The 17,079-nt window shown below is 72.2% G+C and carries 19 protein-coding genes; 7 read left to right on the top strand and 12 right to left on the bottom strand.

The features are described 5' to 3' along the window. Positions 1–60 precede the first annotated feature (60 nt). Together AB0D99_RS21720 and AB0D99_RS21715 are read right to left on the bottom strand one after the other, a co-directional pair. Positions 61–252: a DUF397 domain-containing protein gene (locus AB0D99_RS21720; protein ID WP_362364427.1), complete on the bottom strand. Its 192-nt coding sequence runs from the start codon at positions 250–252 to the stop codon at positions 61–63. Continuing rightward, complete coding sequence (locus AB0D99_RS21715) at positions 249–1,106, bottom strand: helix-turn-helix transcriptional regulator (protein ID WP_362364424.1); 858 nt, start codon at positions 1,104–1,106, stop codon at positions 249–251. Before AB0D99_RS21715 ends, AB0D99_RS21720 begins: the two co-directional genes overlap by 4 nt. Before the next feature lie 158 nt (positions 1,107–1,264). Between AB0D99_RS21715 and AB0D99_RS21710 the strand changes: the two genes are divergently transcribed. The 3 genes from AB0D99_RS21710 (at position 1,265) to AB0D99_RS21700 (ending at position 4,185) form a co-directional block, all read left to right on the top strand. Continuing rightward, the gene (locus AB0D99_RS21710) at positions 1,265–1,681 is read left to right on the top strand and encodes an ATP-binding protein (protein ID WP_362364421.1); all 417 of its coding nucleotides are present in this window, start codon (positions 1,265–1,267) and stop codon (positions 1,679–1,681) included. Between the two features lie 299 nt (positions 1,682–1,980). Further along, positions 1,981–2,835, top strand: a complete 855-nt coding sequence (locus tag AB0D99_RS21705; protein WP_362364418.1) for a helix-turn-helix domain-containing protein — start codon at positions 1,981–1,983, stop codon at positions 2,833–2,835. A 246-nt stretch (positions 2,836–3,081) separates the two neighbouring features. Further along, positions 3,082–4,185: a phospholipase D-like domain-containing protein gene (locus AB0D99_RS21700; protein ID WP_362364415.1), complete on the top strand. Its 1,104-nt coding sequence runs from the start codon at positions 3,082–3,084 to the stop codon at positions 4,183–4,185. Between the two features lie 4 nt (positions 4,186–4,189). Here the strand turns inward: AB0D99_RS21700 and AB0D99_RS21695 are convergent, their stop codons facing one another. Continuing rightward, the gene (locus tag AB0D99_RS21695) at positions 4,190–5,107 is read right to left on the bottom strand and encodes an NADP-dependent oxidoreductase (protein ID WP_362364412.1); all 918 of its coding nucleotides are present in this window, start codon (positions 5,105–5,107) and stop codon (positions 4,190–4,192) included. Positions 5,108–5,256: 149 nt separating this feature from the next. Here AB0D99_RS21695 and AB0D99_RS21690 point away from each other — a divergent pair, with 149 nt between their 5' ends. Then, positions 5,257–6,501: a LuxR C-terminal-related transcriptional regulator gene (locus AB0D99_RS21690; protein ID WP_362364409.1), complete on the top strand. Its 1,245-nt coding sequence runs from the start codon at positions 5,257–5,259 to the stop codon at positions 6,499–6,501. Positions 6,502–6,557: 56 nt separating this feature from the next. Beyond that, complete coding sequence (locus AB0D99_RS21685; protein ID WP_362364407.1) at positions 6,558–8,252, top strand: bifunctional 3'-5' exonuclease/DNA polymerase; 1,695 nt, start codon at positions 6,558–6,560, stop codon at positions 8,250–8,252. A gap of 271 nt (positions 8,253–8,523) precedes the next feature. Here AB0D99_RS21685 and AB0D99_RS21680 read toward each other — a convergent pair whose 3' ends face one another. Together AB0D99_RS21680 and AB0D99_RS21675 are read right to left on the bottom strand one after the other, a co-directional pair. Further along, on the bottom strand, positions 8,524–9,435 hold the full coding sequence (locus AB0D99_RS21680; RefSeq protein ID WP_362364404.1) for a hypothetical protein: 912 nt from the start codon (positions 9,433–9,435) through the stop codon (positions 8,524–8,526). Positions 9,436–9,496: 61 nt separating this feature from the next. Further along, a complete protein-coding gene (locus AB0D99_RS21675; RefSeq protein WP_362364401.1) occupies positions 9,497–10,006 on the bottom strand; it encodes a SigE family RNA polymerase sigma factor in 510 nt (169 codons plus the stop codon). A gap of 122 nt (positions 10,007–10,128) precedes the next feature. Here AB0D99_RS21675 and AB0D99_RS21670 point away from each other — a divergent pair, with 122 nt between their 5' ends. Both AB0D99_RS21670 and AB0D99_RS21665 read left to right on the top strand, forming a co-directional pair. Next, complete coding sequence (locus tag AB0D99_RS21670; protein ID WP_362364398.1) at positions 10,129–10,515, top strand: DUF6479 family protein; 387 nt, start codon at positions 10,129–10,131, stop codon at positions 10,513–10,515. Positions 10,516–10,653: 138 nt separating this feature from the next. Continuing rightward, positions 10,654–11,520: a sigma factor-like helix-turn-helix DNA-binding protein gene (locus AB0D99_RS21665; RefSeq protein ID WP_362364395.1), complete on the top strand. Its 867-nt coding sequence runs from the start codon at positions 10,654–10,656 to the stop codon at positions 11,518–11,520. Positions 11,521–11,569: 49 nt separating this feature from the next. Here AB0D99_RS21665 and AB0D99_RS21660 read toward each other — a convergent pair whose 3' ends face one another. From AB0D99_RS21660 to AB0D99_RS21630, 7 genes are all read right to left on the bottom strand, one after another. Beyond that, entirely contained in the window at positions 11,570–11,758 is a 189-nt protein-coding gene (locus AB0D99_RS21660) for a hypothetical protein (protein ID WP_362364392.1), read from the bottom strand. Continuing rightward, positions 11,755–13,062, bottom strand: a complete 1,308-nt coding sequence (locus tag AB0D99_RS21655; RefSeq protein WP_362364389.1) for a cation:proton antiporter — start codon at positions 13,060–13,062, stop codon at positions 11,755–11,757. The genes AB0D99_RS21660 and AB0D99_RS21655 overlap by 4 nt, the downstream gene beginning before the upstream one ends. A gap of 55 nt (positions 13,063–13,117) precedes the next feature. Continuing rightward, a complete protein-coding gene (gntD, locus tag AB0D99_RS21650) occupies positions 13,118–14,140 on the bottom strand; it encodes a guanitoxin biosynthesis L-enduracididine beta-hydroxylase GntD (protein ID WP_362364386.1) in 1,023 nt (340 codons plus the stop codon). A gap of 50 nt (positions 14,141–14,190) precedes the next feature. Then, a complete protein-coding gene (locus AB0D99_RS21645) occupies positions 14,191–14,373 on the bottom strand; it encodes a hypothetical protein (RefSeq protein WP_362364383.1) in 183 nt (60 codons plus the stop codon). Positions 14,374–14,583: 210 nt separating this feature from the next. Then, complete coding sequence (gene rsgA, locus AB0D99_RS21640) at positions 14,584–15,708, bottom strand: ribosome small subunit-dependent GTPase A (RefSeq protein WP_362364380.1); 1,125 nt, start codon at positions 15,706–15,708, stop codon at positions 14,584–14,586. Then, a complete protein-coding gene (locus AB0D99_RS21635; RefSeq protein WP_362364377.1) occupies positions 15,705–16,430 on the bottom strand; it encodes a 4'-phosphopantetheinyl transferase superfamily protein in 726 nt (241 codons plus the stop codon). Before AB0D99_RS21635 ends, rsgA begins: the two co-directional genes overlap by 4 nt. Beyond that, positions 16,431–17,072 (bottom strand): hypothetical protein, encoded by a 642-nt coding sequence (locus AB0D99_RS21630; protein ID WP_362364374.1) that lies wholly within the window; start codon positions 17,070–17,072, stop codon positions 16,431–16,433. Between the last annotated feature and the right edge of the window lie 7 nt (positions 17,073–17,079).

The following is a 17,079-nucleotide window of genomic DNA, read 5'->3' as shown; positions in this document are numbered from 1 at the left end:
GCGAAGGTGGGTGGACGGGGCGGTGACCGGGGTCGGAGCCGGGTCACCGCCCCGCCCTGTTCAGCCCTGCGCGGCGTACGGGACGAAGGCGGCCCAGGCGGAGGGCGCGAGGCCCAGGTGGGGGAGGTCGGTGTCCTTGGAGTCACGGACGTGGACGGCGCCGGGGGTGGTGGCGACCTCGACGCAGTCATCGCCTTCGCTGTTGCTGCTGTAGCTGCTCTTGAACCACTCCAGCTCGGACTTGCGGATCATGTCTCTCCCAGCAGTTCCTCGATGAAGGCCCGCGACTCCCCGGGGGTGAGAGCCTGAGCCCGGATGATGCCATAGCGCAACTCCAAGATCCGGAGCCGCTTTGGGTCGGACACCGCACGGCCGTTGAAAGCACCGTCGGAGCGTCCTACGGCGGTACCGTCCTCGAATTTCAACACTTCGATCAGCCCACCGTTGCCCGGGTGGTCGGCGCGCTCGGTCGGCATCACCTGGATCTCGACGTTGGGCAACTCACCCACCTCCAGCAGACGTTCGAGCTGACGTCGCAGCACCATTCTCCCTCCGACCGGCCGCCTCAGCGTCACTTCTTCCTGGACGAAGCTGAGATCGGGCCCCGGCGGGCAGGCAAAGACCGACTGGCGGGCCAGGTGGTTCGCCACGAGCCGCTCCAGCTCTTCCGGCCCGTACGCCGGCCGTCGCGTCCGGAACAGCGCCCGCGCGAACTCCTCGGTCTGCAGCAAACCGTGCATGCTGTAGTTGCTGTAGAGCCCGAACTCGACGGCCCGCGCCTCCAGCTTCGCCAGATCTCGCAGCTTCTTCGGATACCGAACCTCGACCACGTCCTGCTTCATCGCCGAGATGAGCCCGCCCGCCCCCAGGGCGTCGTCCACCTTGTCCAGGAACTCGGTGCGAGGAATGCGGGCGCCGCGCTCCACTTTGCGGATCAAGTCCTCGCCGTATCCGATCCGTTCGCCGAGCTCGGCAGCCCGTAGCCCCTTCGACTCGCGCCACTTCCTGATCTGCCGCCCCACCGCCGCGACCACCGCCGCGCCCGGCTCGTCCTCCGGGTCGACCTCCCAGCCCGGCTCTTCCGTCTCGTCCACGCTCACGCTCACGCCCGCCCACCTCCGTGATGCCGTACCTGTGCTCAGCGCCGCCGTACCCGACGGCCGCGCGGGACAGCCGGGACAGCACCGGACAGTCTCGGGACAATCACCGTACGTAAGGGCGTCCTCGCTGGGCAGCGTACGTACGGCCCACCACGCTGAGTGACATGAATCAAGAAACCCCCCAAGTGTTGGCGTCTGTACGCCAGTTCGGAATTCAGCTCTCCGCTACGCGCAGGGGCGCCCGCCTCGCCCGGCTCCTGGCCGTCGAACAGCTCCGGTCCTGGGATCTGGAGGCCGTCACGGAGAAGGCGGCCCATGTCGTCGCCGAGCTCGCCGCCAACGCGGTGACCCACGGTCGGGTGCCCGGACGGGACTTCCACCTGGCGCTCTCGGCGACGGCGACCACGCTCCGTATCGAGGTGACCGACACCCGGGGCGACCGCGTCCCGGTCCTGAGGGGTGCGGGCGTGGCCGAGTCGGGGCGGGGGCTGCTGCTCGTCGAGGCGCTCGCGGACCAGTGGGGCGTGTCGTCGGGGCCCGTGCCGCGCAAGACGGTCTGGGCGGTGATCGGGCTCCCGTGAGGACGTTCCCGCCGCGTAGCGGGGGGCCGCGACGCGGCAGGCCACGACGGAAAAGCTTTAAAGAAACCGGGGGAAAGTACCCACCCCACCCCTCCAGCCTCCCCGTCGATCACCGGTCACTCACACGGGTGATCTGTGCCAACTGGGCTGGATTTGGGACTGGTTGCCTGGCATATGCTCTCGCCGACCCCAGACAGACGTCGGCCCTCGACGGGACTAGCGATCCCGACCGAGGGCCTGACCAACGAGGAAGTAGTAGCTTCCCCGATGGCTTACCAGTAGGAAGTAGTAGCTTCCCGATGGCTTATCAGCAGCCTAGCGCGACCTCGCGCCCCGCCGGACTCATTCACGTCAATGTCCGCCTCACGACCGGCTACACGGTCGTCGGCAACCACCTCGCCCAGCACCACGAGCTCTCGCTGCTGGCGATCGGACTCGCCGTCCACATCCAGTCGCTGCCCGCCGGGGCCTCCGTCGGCATCAAGGCCATCGCCGACCGTTTCCCGGAGGGAGAGCTGCGTGTCGCCGCCGCCATGCGCGAGCTGGAGGCGGCGGGCTACCTGAAGCGCTTCAACGAGCGTCTGCCCAACGGGCGGCTGGTTCCGCGCACGGTCTCGTACAACCGACCAGGGGCTGAACCGGAGCCCCCGCCGGAGACGCCACCCACGCCGCCGGTGCCACCCACGCCGCCGGCGCACCAGGAGCCCGTACCGGAGACACCCCCGTCGCCTCCGGCCCCCGCCCCGCGCCCGGCCCCGAAACTTCCGCCGCCGCCCCCGCCGCCCCCGCCCGCGCTTCCTCAGGCGCACCGCCCCGCCGCCGAACTCCTCGCCGGGCTGCGCCTGTACGAACCCCGGCTTCTCCTCGCCGAGCGGGACGTCCGACGCCTCGCCCCCGGTGTCACCGCCTGGTTCGAGCGCGGTGCCCACCCCGACGCCGTCCGCCGCACCCTCTCCGCCTGCCTCCCCGACCAGCTCAGAAGCCCGGCCGGGCTCGTCGCCCACCGACTCACGGCCCTGCTGCCGCCACCCCTGCCCGCCCGGCCACCGGCACCCGACCCCTTCCAGACCTGCGAGGAGTGCGACCGGGCCTTCCGCTCCCCGGAGCCCGGCCGCTGCCGCGACTGCGACGCCGAACGAAGAGAGGCCGCCTAGTGCCGCATCAGGCAACGTTCGCCCCAACCCAGCTCCGGGAGCAAGGCGGGAGCCGCCGCCGGAGCGGCGCTCGCTGCCACGAAGGGCTACGGCGTCCGGATCTCCTCCTGTCCCCCTGACCCCGCACCCAGCGGAGCCTTTCGTTCCCACTCACGGAGGACGCATGGCAGGCTCATGCCACCATCGAGCCCAGGAGGAGTCATACACCAGCGTTTCTGGGCGACCGTTGCGGTCGCCCTCGCCCTTGTGATCTCAGGCATCGCCCCCGCCGCCGCCGACGACGCGCCACCCGTCGTCACCGGTGCCGTCTTCAACAACCCGAAGGGGACGGCGGCCGAACAGGACGCCGTGAAGAACCACATCATCCAGGCCATCGACCGCACCCAAGGGGATCGCACCCTGCGGGCGGCCCTGTACGTCATGCAGGACCAGGACTTCACCGATGCCCTGGTCGCCGCGCACCTGCGCGGCGTCAACGTCCGCGTGGTCCTGGATCACAAGTCCGTCGAATCGCCCACCCCGGCACCCGCGCAGAACCTGATCGCCGCCCTGGGGACCGACAGGTCCCAGCGCTCCTGGGTTCAGGTGTGCACCGCAGGCGGCGCCTGCATCGCGGCCGGCGGCACGAACCCGATCAACCACAACAAGTTCTTCACCTTCTCCCGCGTCGGCGATGAGGGCGTCGCCGAGGACGTGGTCATCCAGAGCTCCGCCAACCAGACGGCGTCGGCCACCACCCGGCAGTGGAACAACGCGTACACCGTGGTCGGCAACACCGCCCTCTACACGGCGTACACCGACTACTTCAACGATCTCGCCGCGATGAGCAAGACGAGCGACTACTACCGGACGGGCGAAGCCGGCGACGCGAAGTACTACTTCTTCCCGCAGCAGAGCGGCGACATCGTGCTCGGCTTCCTGAACAACGTCTCCTGCACCGGGAACACGACCACCGGCACGACCTCCCACAAGACCATCGTGCGGATCGCCGCGTGGGCCCTGCACCGGGACGAGATCGCTACCAAGCTGCGCTCGCTGGCCGACCAGGACTGCTGGATCGAGATCGTCTACAAGGACTCCAACGATCTCGCGACGCTGCAGGGCCACCCCCGCATCAAGCCCTACCGCCTCGACGCCGGCGGCTACTTCGTCCACTCCAAGTACCTGCTCGTCGAGGGCAACTACGCGGGCCACCCGGACACGAAGTGGACCTTCACCGGCTCGCACAACCTGGACACCTCCTCCCTGCGGGAGAACGACGAGGCACTGATCCGCCTCGCCGGCGCGGCGGCACACGACGCCTACAAGGCGAACTTCCTCTCCATGCGGGCCGAGGCAGTCCTGCAGTGATCTTCTAAGGCAGCAGGATCACCTTGCCGCGCGCATGGCCCGATTCGCTGAGTTCCTGCGCCCGTGCCGCTTCCTTCAGCGGGAGGGTTTCCGCGACGCGGACCGCCAAGGTGCCCTCGACCGCCAGCCGGGCGTGGGCGGCCAGCCAGGTGCGGGCGGTCTCCGGGGCGACCGTGACCCCGCTGAAGACGATGCCGTGCTCCTCCGCGTCCACCGCCGCGATCGTGACGATGCGCTCCTTCGCGCCGCCCGTCAGCTCGACCGAGACCGGCAGCGTGTCATGGCCCGCCGCGTCGAAGACCGCGTCGACGCCCTGGGGCGCGGCCGCGCGGACCCGGTCGGCGAGCCCGTCGCCGTACGCCACCGGGATCGCGCCCAGCGAGCGCAGGTACGCGTGGTTGGGCTCCGAGGCGGTGCCGACCACCGTCACCCCGGCCGCCACCGCGAGCTGGACGGCCACCGAGCCGACGACGCCCGCGGCGCCGTGCAGCAGCAGCGTCTCGCCCCGCTCCACCCCGAGCAGGTCCAGGACCCGCTGGGCGGTCTCGCCGGCCACCGGGAGGCTCGCGGCCCGCTCCCAGGTCAGACCGGCCGGCTTGGGGGCGAAGACCTCGGCCAGGGCGTACTCGGCGTAGGCGCCGGTCGTCGTCCAGCCGAAGACCTCGTCACCGACCTCGACCCCCGTCACGCCCTCCCCGAGCGCGTCCACCGTGCCGGCGAACTCCAGGCCGGGCACGGCCGGGAACGTCGTCGGGTAGAACGCCTCGACCCAGCCGTGACGCCGCTTGTGGTCGACGGGGTTGACGCCGACAGCCGCCACCTTCACCCGTACCGCGCCGGCACCGGGCTCGGGCACGGTCACCCCTGCCTCGTGGCGCAGGACCTCCGGTCCGCCGAACTCCTCGTACGTGATCGCTTCCATCTCCGCCTCCGTGGACCCTCGTCGAACGCTCGCTGCTTCGATGGACCAAGCCTGCGATCGCCACCGCCCCCGCTCCGCCCTCCCAACGGCCAGTCCCACCTGGCCGAAAGGACAGTCCCCGGGACCAGCCCCCTGACTACGCTGCGTCCATGGACGCGACGACGCTGACCACGGCGTACGAGATCATCCGGCAGCCGCTCGGGGAGATCCTGCCCCGCCTCTCGGCCGCCCTCGCGCCCCTGATCCCACACCGGGGAGCCGCCGAACTCTCCACGCACTGCGCCCACTCGCCGTTCAAGACCGTCGGCGAGACCGAGCTGCTCGTCGCGGCCGAACTCACCACGATGCTGGCCACCGGCACCCCCGGAAGCCCGTGGCAGGGGCGGGCCACGATCGGCGGGCGGGAGCGCGAGGTCGTCGCGGTCACCAGCGACGCGACGGCGCGCCGCTCCGTCCTCGTCCTCGTCCGGGACGAGGGCTCGGTGCGCGTCGACGAGGACCGGCTCGGCGTGGTGCAAGCGCTCTGGGACCTGGTGACCAGCCACTTCGACCGGTTCGCGGTGGAGGCGATGCCGGGGGCGCTGGCGCGTTCGCGCGCCGCGGCCGACACCCGGGCCCGGGTCGTCGCGGAGCTCTCGACGGCCCACGCCGCCGCCGTCTCCGGTGTTCTCGGGGTGCTGCGCAGCCGGGCGCTCGACGACGCGACGGCCCGGGCGACCGCCACCGACCTCGCGGCCTCCGCGTTGATCGAGATGCGTGCCGCCACCACGCGCGAGCGGGCGATCGCGGAGGAGCCGGCCCCGGACGCCTTCGCCCGGCTCGCCGAGGAGTTGCGGCCGATGCTCCGGCACACGCCGGTCGGGCTCGAACTCGGCCCGCCGGACTCCGGCCGCTCCCTCGCCGCGGACGTGGCGCACAGCGCCCGGGCCATCGTGCGGGCGCTGCTGCTGGTGGTGCTGGAGCAGGACTCCGTGCGCCGGGTCCATGTCGGCTGGCAGCTCACCGAGCACGAGCTGCGGGCGACCGTGCGGGACGACGGGTCGGGCGCGCTGGAGCGCTGCGACCTGGGGGCGGGCAGCGTCACCGACCGGCTGGAGGTGCTGGGGGGACACCTGGACATGGAGGCGGTCCGGGGCTGGGGCACGACCATGACGGCCGTGATCCCGCTCGCCACCCCGGACGCTCCGCACGGCGCGGTGAACCCGCTCGCCGACCTCGGTGAACGCGAACTGGAGGTCCTCACCCACCTCGCGCTCGGCCACCGCAACCGGCAGATCGCCCAGGAACTCCACATCAGCGAGTCGACGGTGAAGTTCCACGTCGCCAAGATCCTGACGAAGCTGGGGGTGGGCTCGCGCGGGGAGGCCGCGGCGCTGTTCCACAAGGCGGCCTGAGCGCGCGCGGCGCGTGATCGGGGCCGCTGTCAGTGGCGGGTGCCAGACTCGCACCCATGAGCGAGAGGTGGGCGCTGGCCGCCGAGGCGGAGGGGGACGGGGCGCGGCTCGTCCCGCTCGGCCCCGACGGGCTGCCCACCGGGCCCGTCGTCCGCGAGCCGGACCTCGCCGAGGCCGTCCGGGCGCGGCCCGGTGTCACCCGCTGGGTGTGGCGGTCGACGGCCGAGGTGTATCCACGGCTCCTCGCCGCCGACGTCCGCGTCGAGCGCTGTTACGACATCGAGGTGGCCGAGCAGCTCCTCCTCGGCCACGAGGGGCGCCTCGGGGAGCCCCGGTCCGCTGCCGCCGCCCTCGCGCGCCTGCGGAACGGTCCCGTGCCGCCCGACCCGCCGCAGCGGGCCGCGGAGCCCGGCTCGCAGGACTCCCTCTTCGAGGCGAGACCCAGCGCCACGGCCGTCTCCTTCGAGGACCTCCTCGCGGTGTACGCGGAGCAGCAGCGCCGGCACGACCTGACCGAGCATCCGGGGCGGATGCGGCTGCTCACGGCCGCCGAGTCCGCGGGAATGCTCGTCGCCGCCGAGATGCACCGGTCCGGGCTCCCCTGGCGAGCCGATGTGCACCGGGAGGTGCTGCACGAGCTGCTGGGCGAGCGGTACGCGGGAGGCGGCGAGCCGCGCAGGCTCGCCGAACTCGCCGACGAGGTCTCCGCCGCGTTCGGCCGGCGCGTCCGACCCGACCTGCCCGCCGATGTCGTCAAAGCCTTCGCACAGGCCGGTATCCGGGTGCGGTCCACGCGCCGCTGGGAGTTGGAGGAGCTGGACCACCCGGCGGTCGCGCCGCTCGTCGCGTACAAGAAGCTGTACCGGATCTGGACGGCTCACGGCTGGTCCTGGCTCCAGGACTGGGTGCGCGACGGCCGCTTCCGCCCCGAGTACCTGCCCGGGGGGACGGTCAGCGGCCGCTGGACGACCAACGGCGGGGGCGCGCTGCAGATCCCCAAGGTCATCCGGCGCGCGGTCGTGGCCGACGAGGGCTGGCGGCTGGTCGTCGCCGACGCCGACCAGATGGAGCCCCGGGTGCTGGCCGCGATCTCCCGCGACCCCGGTCTGATGGAGGTCGCCGGGCACCCGGACGACCTGTACACCCGGCTGTCGGACCGCGCGTTCTCCGGCGACCGCGACCACGCGAAGATCGCGCTGCTCGGCGCGATCTACGGCCAGACCAGCGGGGACGGCCTGAAGAACCTGGCCGCGCTGCGCCGCCGCTTCCCGCGGGCGGTGGCCTACGTGGACGACGCGGCGAAGGCCGGCGAGGAGGGCCGGCTCGTGCGGACGTGGCTCGGCCGGACCAGTCCGCGCGCGGTCGGCGCGGGCGAGGACGAGGAGGCGGGGATCCCTCAGGAGGGCGCCGAGGAGGTCGTGGCGGAGGACGGGTTCACTCCGGGGTACGCCTCCGGAAACGCGCGGGCGCGTGGGCGGTTCACCCGGAACTTCGTGGTGCAGGGCAGCGCCGCGGACTGGGCGCTGCTGATGCTGGCGTCGCTGCGGCGCGCCACCGCGGGGATGCGGGCCGAGCTGGTCTTCTTCCAGCACGACGAGGTGATCGTGCACTGTCCGGCGGAGGAGGCCGAGGCGGTCACGGCGGCGATCCGCGCGGCGGGGGACGAGGCGGGCCGGATCGCGTTCGGCACGACGCCGGTGCGCTTCCCTTTCACGACGGCGACGGTGGAGCGGTACGCGGACGCGAAGTAGCGGCCGGGCGGAGCGGGCCGGCTCGCGGGTCCCGCCCCGGGCCGGACGGTGTGCGACGCGAGGTCCACCGGCCCTTCCGCGCCTGTCACGCCGCTGGGGGTCCGACGGCCCGCTTCGGCCGTCACGCGGCCGGAAGGAGCGGCCGGCCGGGCCCCCGCCGGGGTCCGGCCGGCCGCCGAATCGGGGATCGACGCCCTGGGCGTGTCGTCCGGAGAGTCTCGCCCGCCCCGCGACGCCCTGCGGGCGGAGGACGATACGTTCCGGACGCTCCCTAGTTCGCGTAGGTCTTCGTCCACTTCGGGTCGAGGACGATCGCCTTGAGCTGCGCCATCGTCAGCGCGGGCTCGGCCCGCGTCGCCTTCGTGTTCTGCGCGCCCGAGTTGAAGGCGGAGACCACGACGCGGAAGCCGTCCTTGTCCATGGTGTCGGCCGACCACCAGACCACGCCCGCGCCGCCCTTCTCGCCGCGCTGCTGGGTCAGCTTCAGGAAACCCCCGTCGGGCAGGGTGGTGGAGCCCTCGCAGTACAGCGCGCAGGACTGGTCGCCCATGTCGTGCTGGACGTTGACCTGGACGAGGCTCTTGCCCTTGCCGTCGTCGACGACCACGTATCCGTACTCGCCGTCGCCGCCCTGCGAGGTCACCCTCAGGCCCTTAGGCAGCAGCGAGCGGAGCGTGGCCGTGACGCCCTGGCCGCTCGGCACCGGCGGTGCGGTGTCGGTGCCCGGCGCGGTGGCTCCCGGCTTGTCGGCGGGCGTCGTGGCCTCGGGCTTGCCGGCCGGTGCCGTGGACGTGGGTCCGTCGGCGGGCGCCGTGGCCGTGGGGTTGTCGGCCGGTGCGGCCTTGTCCCGGGCGTGCGTCTCCACCGGTACGGCCCGGCCCCCGGCGCCGTCCTGACCTCCCCCGTCCCGCGGCGGCGCCGGCGCGGCGACGGAGGAGCCCTCGGCTCCCCCGCCCCGGCCCAGCAGGCCGCCGCCGTACGCGCCGCCGGCGGCGACCACCGCGAGCGCCAGCACGCTGCCCGTGATCGCGCCCACGCGGCGGCGCACCAGGCGGCGCCTGCCGCGGGCGAGCCCGCCGGCCACCAGGCCGCGGCTGTCGTCGGTGGCGAAGCCCTCGCCGGTGCGGCGCAGGACCGCGCCGAGTTCCTCCTCGAAGCGTTCGTGTCCCTCGTTCAGGGGCATGCCGAATCACCGTCTCCGATCCATGGGTGAATGAAAGGTCCAGAAGTTCTGACGTGCCTGGTCAGAGGCGTGCGAACTCGGCGATGCCGCCGCCGAGCCGTTCCCTGAGCCGGCCGAGCGCCCGTACGGAGCGGGTGCGTACCGCGGCAGAGCTCACCTGCAGCGCCTCGGCGGTCTCCTCCACGCTGCGGTCCTCCCAGTACCGCAGCACCACGACCGCCCGGTCCTTGGGCGCCAGTGAGGCCAGGGCGTCGAGCAGCGCGATCCGCAGCGCCGGGTCGTCCCCCGTCTCCGGGGCGCGGTCGGGCAGCTCGCCGAGGGGGCGCTCGGTCGCGGAGCGTCGCCGCTGATGACTGAGGAAGGTGCGCACGAGAACGGTGTGCGCGTACGCGGCGGGATTGCCGATCCGCTGGACGCGTCCCCACAGCGCGTACATCCGGCCCAGCGTCTCCTGCACCAGGTCCTCCGCGAGGTGGGTGTCACCGCTGGTCAGCAGGCATGCCGACCTGAACAGGTGCCCCGTCCGCGCGGATGCGAACTCCAGGAACTCCTCCGCTCGGGCATGTCCCATACCCCTTCCCCCCGTCGCTGTCGTCCTTCACCTCATTGACGCGACGGGGGCGCGGAAATGTTTCACACGAGTTCGAGTGGCTTGAAATGTCCATAGTGGCCGAAAGGGGGTATCCCTGAAGCATGAACGCTTTTCTCTTGGATTCCGCGGAGGTCACCACGGCGGCCGGAGTCTGGCAGTCGGGGATGGCACAGGTTCTCGGTGGCCTGGTCCTGGTCGCCGTACTGATGGGTGCGTTCTGGCTGGGGATGCGGGTCAGGGACAAGGAGTCCCCGACGCCCAAGCCCGAGGAGCAGCCACACCGGCCGGAGGGCGGCCTGCCCGGTGAGACGTCCGAGTACCGCAGGCCCCACGAGATGCCGCACACCGACGGTGAGCACCGGCTCATGCCCTACGAGCTGAAGCACGGCGGCGAGGAATCGCCGGACCCGCCCAGCGAGGAGAAGCGCAAGTGGGGCGGGATCTCCAGCGGGGGCTTCGGCAGCGGCGGAACGGGGCACGGCGACTGAACTCCGTCGCGGACGGGATGTCGCGCGGGACGCCCCCCCGGGGCGCCCCCCGGCTCCGCCCGACACGGCCCGACGAGCGGGTGCCGCTCCTTCCGGGCCCGATGACCGTGACGCCCTGCCTCACGGAGGTTGCGACAGGTGGCCGATCACGCGGTGAACAAAGACGGGCATGCGTCCCTGACGGACCGCTTCGAGGAACACAGGCCGCGACTGCGTGCCGTCGCCCACCGGCTCCTCGGCTCCTTCGGCTCGGCGGACGACGCCGTGCGGGAGGCGGAGCAGCGGCTGGGCCGCACCGGTCCCGAACACACCGACGAGGACGACGTCGATCCGGGCCGCCGGCCGACCGCGGCCGTCGCCCGGGTCTGTCTGGACCGGCTCCGCGCACGCGAGTCGCAGCGCGAGGACCCCTGGAACCCGTGGGGCGCGGCCGAGCCGGGACGGAGCGTCGACCCCGAGGAGCGGGAGCTGCTCGAATTCCTGGACACGCTGACACCCGCCGAGCGGGTGGCCTTCGTGCTCCACGACATGTTCGAGGTGCCCTTCGAGGAGATCGCCCCGGTCGTGGAGCGCACCCCGGCCGCCGCTCGGCAGCTGGCGGCCCGGGCCAGGCGGCGGATGCAGGGCACGGAGGAGATGCCGGAGCCGGACCTGGCGCACCAGCGCGAGGTCGTCGTGGCGGTGCGCGACGCGTCCCGGGCCGGCGAGGCCGACGCGCTGCTCGCGCTCCTCGACCCCGACGCGGTGCTGCGGGCGGACCCGGAGGCGATACGGAACGGGGCGACCACCGCGCACGGGGCCCAGGCGGTGGCGGCCCGTCTCGCGGAGCGGGCCGGGTCGGCACGGGTCGCGCTGGTGGACGGCGCCGCGGGCCTGGTGTCCCCCACCGGAACCGCGGCCTCGGTGCTCACCTTCACGGTCCTCGACGCCCGTGTCACGGCCGTCGACATCCTGATGGACACGGTCCATCTGCACCGCCTGGAACTGGAGTTCCTGCCCGACTGAGCCCCGCGGCGAACGGCCCACGCCGACGGGGACCGGATCGACGGCGGCCCTAGACCGAGATCCGGGCCGCCCAGCGGGCCAGGGCCTCCTGGCGGTTGTCGCCCGCACCCGTCATCTCGTCGAGGAACCGCCCGACCTCGGCGTCGCCCCGCACCACCCCGATGATCCGGCAGCGGCGCGTGAGGACGACCGTGCCGTCGGGGCGGAGTTCGTAACCGAAGTACCGTGCGGGGTTCATCCCTTGGCTCCGATCGGCTGTTTGCGGTCTCCTGCCGGCTGCTCCGGCAACGACAACGAGGAGGCTTCCCCGATCCCCAGCAGGCGAAGCAGCGGGCCCGCCATCGCCGTGGTCACCAGGGCCATGAGCACCATGGCGGTGAACAGCTCGGGTCCGATCAGGCCCAGGTCCCGGCCGATTCCGAGGATCACGATCTCCGTGAGACCGCGGGTGTTCATCAGCGTTCCGAACGCGCCCGCGTCCCGCCAGCTCATCCCCGAGAGTCGCGCGGGGATCGCCGCACCCGCGAACTTCCCGACCACCGCGGTCACCAGGATGAGCAGCAGCGCGAGCAGCCCGGACCAGCCGAGGCCGCCGATGTCGACGGAGAGGCCGGTGATGACGAAGAAGACCGGGAGCAGCAGCCCGGCCGCCTTCTCCAGCGGCGCGCCGATCTGCCGGTGCAGCCGCGGAGCGTCCTTGCGGGGCATGACCAGGCCGAAGGCGAAGGCCCCGAAGATGGCGTGGATGCCGATCCAGGTGGTGGCGTACGAGGAGAGCAGCACACCGGCGACGATCAGCACGAGCCGTACGCCGGTCTCCTGCCGGCCTCCGGCCGCGAGGCGCAGCGCCCGGTGCAGCAGGGGTCGGACGACGAGGGCCATGGCGGCCGCGTAGGCGATGGTCAGGGCGATGACCGTGAGCAGCCCGCCCATGCCGTCGGCCGCGCCGCCGGAGTCGCCGGCACCGCCGGTGCCCGCGAGCGCCACCACCAGGACCAGCACGCACCAGGCGACCACGTCGCCCGCCGCCGCGCAGGCCATCGCCGTCGTGCCCACGCGGGTGTGGCCGAGCCGACGGTCCCGGATGATGCGGGCGAGGACCGGGAACGCCGTGATGGAGAACGCCGTCGCCATGTAGAGCACGAACATCTCCGAGCCGACGCCCTCGGGCGCCGACGAGCGGTACAGCAGCGCCGCCGCCCCTGCCCCCACCACGAAGGGGACGGCCATGGCGAGGAAGGCCGTCGACCCCACCGACCTGATCCGGCCGCGCAGTACGCCCAGGTCCAGCTCCCAGCCCGCCAGGAACATGAAGAGCGCGAGTCCCAGCTGCGCGAGGGCGGAGAGGCCCGGCCGGGCCTCGGGCGGGAACAGCAGCGAGGGCAGGTCACCGGGCAGCAGCCCCAGCAGACTGGGGCCGAGCATCAGACCGGCCGCGATCTCCGCGACCACCGGCGGCTGGTGCAGTCGCCGGCCGAGCCGGACCATCACGGCACCCACGACCAGGACGATCGCGACGTCGGCCAGGACGATCGCGTCCACGGGGACACCTTCGGACGCCGCCATCACACCTCTCTTCCGCTTCGCTCCACGGGCATCAGATCAGCACCCGGCCGGCGGCGGTGTCCCGGGTGTCGCGGGACTTGCGCAGGTCACGGGTGATGATCGCCTTCTGCAGCCACCGGTCGGTGCCGTCGTAGCGGGCGGTGAACGCCTTGCGGCCGTGCACGGCGAGGTAGTTGTCGACGACGAGGAGCGAGCCCGCCTCCACGACCACGTCGCGGGTCGCCGCCTCCAGCTCGCGCACGAGCTCCTTGAGCGCCTGTTCGGCCGCGGCGTCCCCCTCCACGCAGCGCATGAAGAAGGGGTCGATCCGCAGGTACGGCGAGTCCGGCGCGCCGAACAGCACCGCCACCGGCTCCGGCGTCTCGCGCATCGCCCGCATCCGCAACAGGCCCGGGTGGTCCGGCTGCTGCGCGGCGAGCTGCCGCAGGTGCTCGTCGTCCGGAAGAATGTAGAACCGCGGCTCACCGAGGACCCTGCGCGTTTCCGCACTCAGCGTCACATCGCGTATGGAGGCGACGGTGGTCGGAACTCGGTCGTGGTTACGGATTCCGAACAGGGCGAGATAGTCGCAACGATAGGGGTGGAACCCGTCCTCGGTATGCCATTCGAGCAGGACGTCGCTGCCGTGGCCGCTCTGCTCGTTCTCCTCACCGGCGATCGGCAGCACATTCTGGATCATTCTTCCGGATTGCAAAGTCGGCCAGCTGAAGACCTCACCGAGGCACTTGCCGATCAAGGAAAGGAAGAGTTCCTCACGCCGGGTGCGCAGCGACGCGGCGGCTTCCGCCCAGTTCCGCGGAGTGGGTCCCACGGCACTGTCGTCGACCGCGAATCCCCTGATCTTGAAAGCGGCGGCCGGATCGTCGCGCCGGAACTCCGCGAGGAACTTCCGCACGCCCACCGGGAGTCGCGCGGCGAGCTCCCATGCCTCGTCGTGGAAGCGCGGGCCGCCCGGATCGCAGCCCGTCCCGGCCAGTCCGGCGATCAGCACGTCCAGCTGGGCGACTTCGTCGGCGGACAAGTCGTAGTGGAGTACGCCCTGGTCAATGGTCACGGAATTCGCCCTCTCTGGGGTATGGGTGTCGGGGCCTGGGGATCCGGCCGTCAGTCCCAGCCCCAGCTGTCGCCGCCGTCGCCGTTCGGAACGGGGGTGACTGCGGTCGTGCCGGCCGCCGGAGCGGACGCGACCTCGTGGGTCTGCGCCGCCTGCGCGGTGGTGGCCCCCAGGACCGTCGTCGTCACGGCCGCGGCGCACGAGATCAGGTAGACGAATGCCTTGCTTCGCATTTTCCCGTCCGATTCCATCGAAGTGACCTGAGTGAAATACTCAATTCCGCAGGCGGGCCGGCGAGCTGGCCATTGTGTGGCTGTCGGCCGGCGGCCGCCGCTGAGTAATCTGCCAGGGGCCGAACGGGCGCTACAAGAAGTTCGGATGGCACCATGGTGCAGTGGCTGCAAGTGGCCAGATCCACGGCTCCGACGGTGCTCGGACCACCGTCAGAACGCCTTACGGTGTTTCCCGCCACGCTTGCGTTCGTACATCTCCCGACCTGCCGCCTCCCGGCGTTTCCACTCCCGGCTCAGTTCGGCGCGCAGTCGCGCGTCGGTGCGTGAGGCGATCCAGGCGCTCTCGCGCAGGAGTTTGCGATAGCTCTCGAACCGGCGGTGCGACAGCGTCCCGTCCTCGACCGCCGCGAGCACCGCGCAGTCCGGCTCGGCATGGTGCTCGCAGTCGTGGAAGCGGCAGTGAGCGGCCAGTTCCTCGATCTCCGCGAACACCTGCGACAGACCCTCGTTGGCCTCCCACAGCCCCACCCCGCGAAGCCCCGGGGTGTCGATCAGCAGCCCGCCGCGGGGCAGGAGCAGCAGATCGCGGGTCGTGGTGGTGTGGCGGCCCTTGCCGTCGCTGCCCCGGACCGGGCCCGACTCCTGCTCCGCGACACCGAGCAGGGCGTTCACCAGCGTGGACTTGCCGACGCCCGACTGGCCGAGCAACGCGGAGGTGCGGCCCGTCAGTTCGCCGGCCAGGACGTCGAGACCGGCGCCGCTGACCGCGCTGACGGGGAAGACGGCGGCCCCCGGGCCCGCCCGCTCGACGTCGCTCACGAGATGGGTGATGTCGGGGACGAGGTCCGTCTTGGTCAGGACGACGACGGGCTGGGCTCCGCTGGACCAGGCCAGCGAGAGGAAGCGCTCCAGCCGGCCCAGGTCGAGTTCGACGGCCAGCGAGACCGCGATCAGGGCCAGGTCGATGTTGGCCGCGAGGACCTGCCCCTCCGAGCGGGCGGAGGAGGTCGAACGGGTGAAGCGGGTACGGCGGGGCAGCAGCGCGCGGACGACGGGGCCGCTCGCGGGAGCGGTGTCGACCACGGCCCAGTCGCCCGTACAGGGGGCGTCGCGCGGGTCGGAGCCGAGGACCGGTTCGGTGTCGGCCCGTACCGTACGGACGGCGGCGTCCTCGGCCGCCACCTCCCCCACCTCGGCGCCGTCCAGGACGAGTTCGCAGCGCCCGCGGTCCACCCGTACGACCCGGCCGGGCACGAGACCCGTTCCCTCGTACGGCGCGAACGCGTCCGCCCAGTCGGAGTCCCACCCATAGGCCGGAAGCGTCACACGCGTCATCGGGGCCCTCTCGGTCGTGACGGATCGGGGTCATTCTCCGCACCCCGCCCCGTCAGGGTCGCCCGGCGCACCGCCGTCGCGGTGATCACCAGCCCGTCGCCGACCAGAAAACCCCCCTCGAAGACGGCCGTCCGTACGCCGTCGACCAGGGGTCCTTCGACGTGCAGGCGGGCGGTGAAGGTCTCCGTGCGCGGCTGGAAGGCGACGGTGGCCTCGGAGAAGTCCAGCCACCGCCCGGTCAGCGGGAACCACGCCTTGAACACGCTCTCCTTGGCGCTGAACAGGGCCCGGTCCCAGTGGACGTCCGGCCGCACGGCAGCCAGCTCGGCGAGGTGGGCCCGCTCCTCGGCACCGCTCACCATGGACAGCACGCCGGTGCCGTCGAGCGGGCCGTGCGGCTCGGCGTCGACACCGAGGGCGGCCACGTCCGTCGCCCGCGCGACGGCCGCGGCCCGGTAGCCGGTGCAGTGCGTGATGCTGCCGACGAAGCCGGCCGGCCAGACGGGGGCGCGGGAGGAGTCGTACGGGAGGGGTACGGGCGGCACGCCGAGCCGGTCGAGCGCCCGCCGCGCGCAGTCCCTCGCGGTGATGAACTCCCGGCGCCGCGAGGGCACGGCGCCGGGCAGAAGATGCTCCTCCCCGGGGAAGGGGACCGGTTCCCCCGGCGGGTCGCCGAACGCCTCCGCGGTCGCGACCGGCCGGGGCAGGAGCGTCTCGATCATCTACCCCGCCCGCCTCGCCCCGCCGGGCTCCGCCGGAACGGCGGCCTCCCACCACGGGATGTGCCGGTCGATCGGCGCGATCGGCATGACGGACTTGAACATGTCGTTCTCGACGTTGGCGAGTTGGGCGTCGTAGGGCTTTCCCACGGCCGTGAACGCCCGGTGGATCCGCTGCCTGCGCCTGTCGATCGCCTCCGCGTGCCGCTCGAAGGTGGAGGCCGGCTGGAGCAGGAAGTACGTGTGGGGGCTTCCGTGGTTGTAGCGCGGCGAGTGCTCCGGATAGCAGGGGGCGAAGGAGACGACGAAGAACCGCTCGCCCTCGATCATGGCGTACCAGGTCTCGTCCGGCTCGGGCGAGTCCTGGATGTAGACGCTCGGCCAGAGCGTGCAGAGCGTTTCGAAGAACCGCCTGGTCAGCCGGGTCAGCGACGCCAGTGACGCGCCGAGGGTCTCGTCCTCGAAGGTGATCACCATGCCGTCGAGCCGCGCTTCCCTCGCCGTCCGGAAGAAGTCGGCGATGGCTGCACTGTGGTCACCCAGCTCCCGCTCGACGTCGGCCGTGGTGACGGTGAGGGCCGGTCCCATTCTCGACGGCTTGGCGAAGGGGCAGAGGGTCTTGCGGACGATCTCGTCGAAGCTCATGGTCTAC

Source organism: Streptomyces sp. NPDC047971 (assembly GCF_040653355.1).
Taxonomy (GTDB): Bacteria; Actinomycetota; Actinomycetes; order Streptomycetales; family Streptomycetaceae; genus Streptomyces.
The sequence above is the reverse complement of the archived record's forward strand: the minus strand, read 5'-3'. Positions and strand labels throughout refer to the sequence as shown.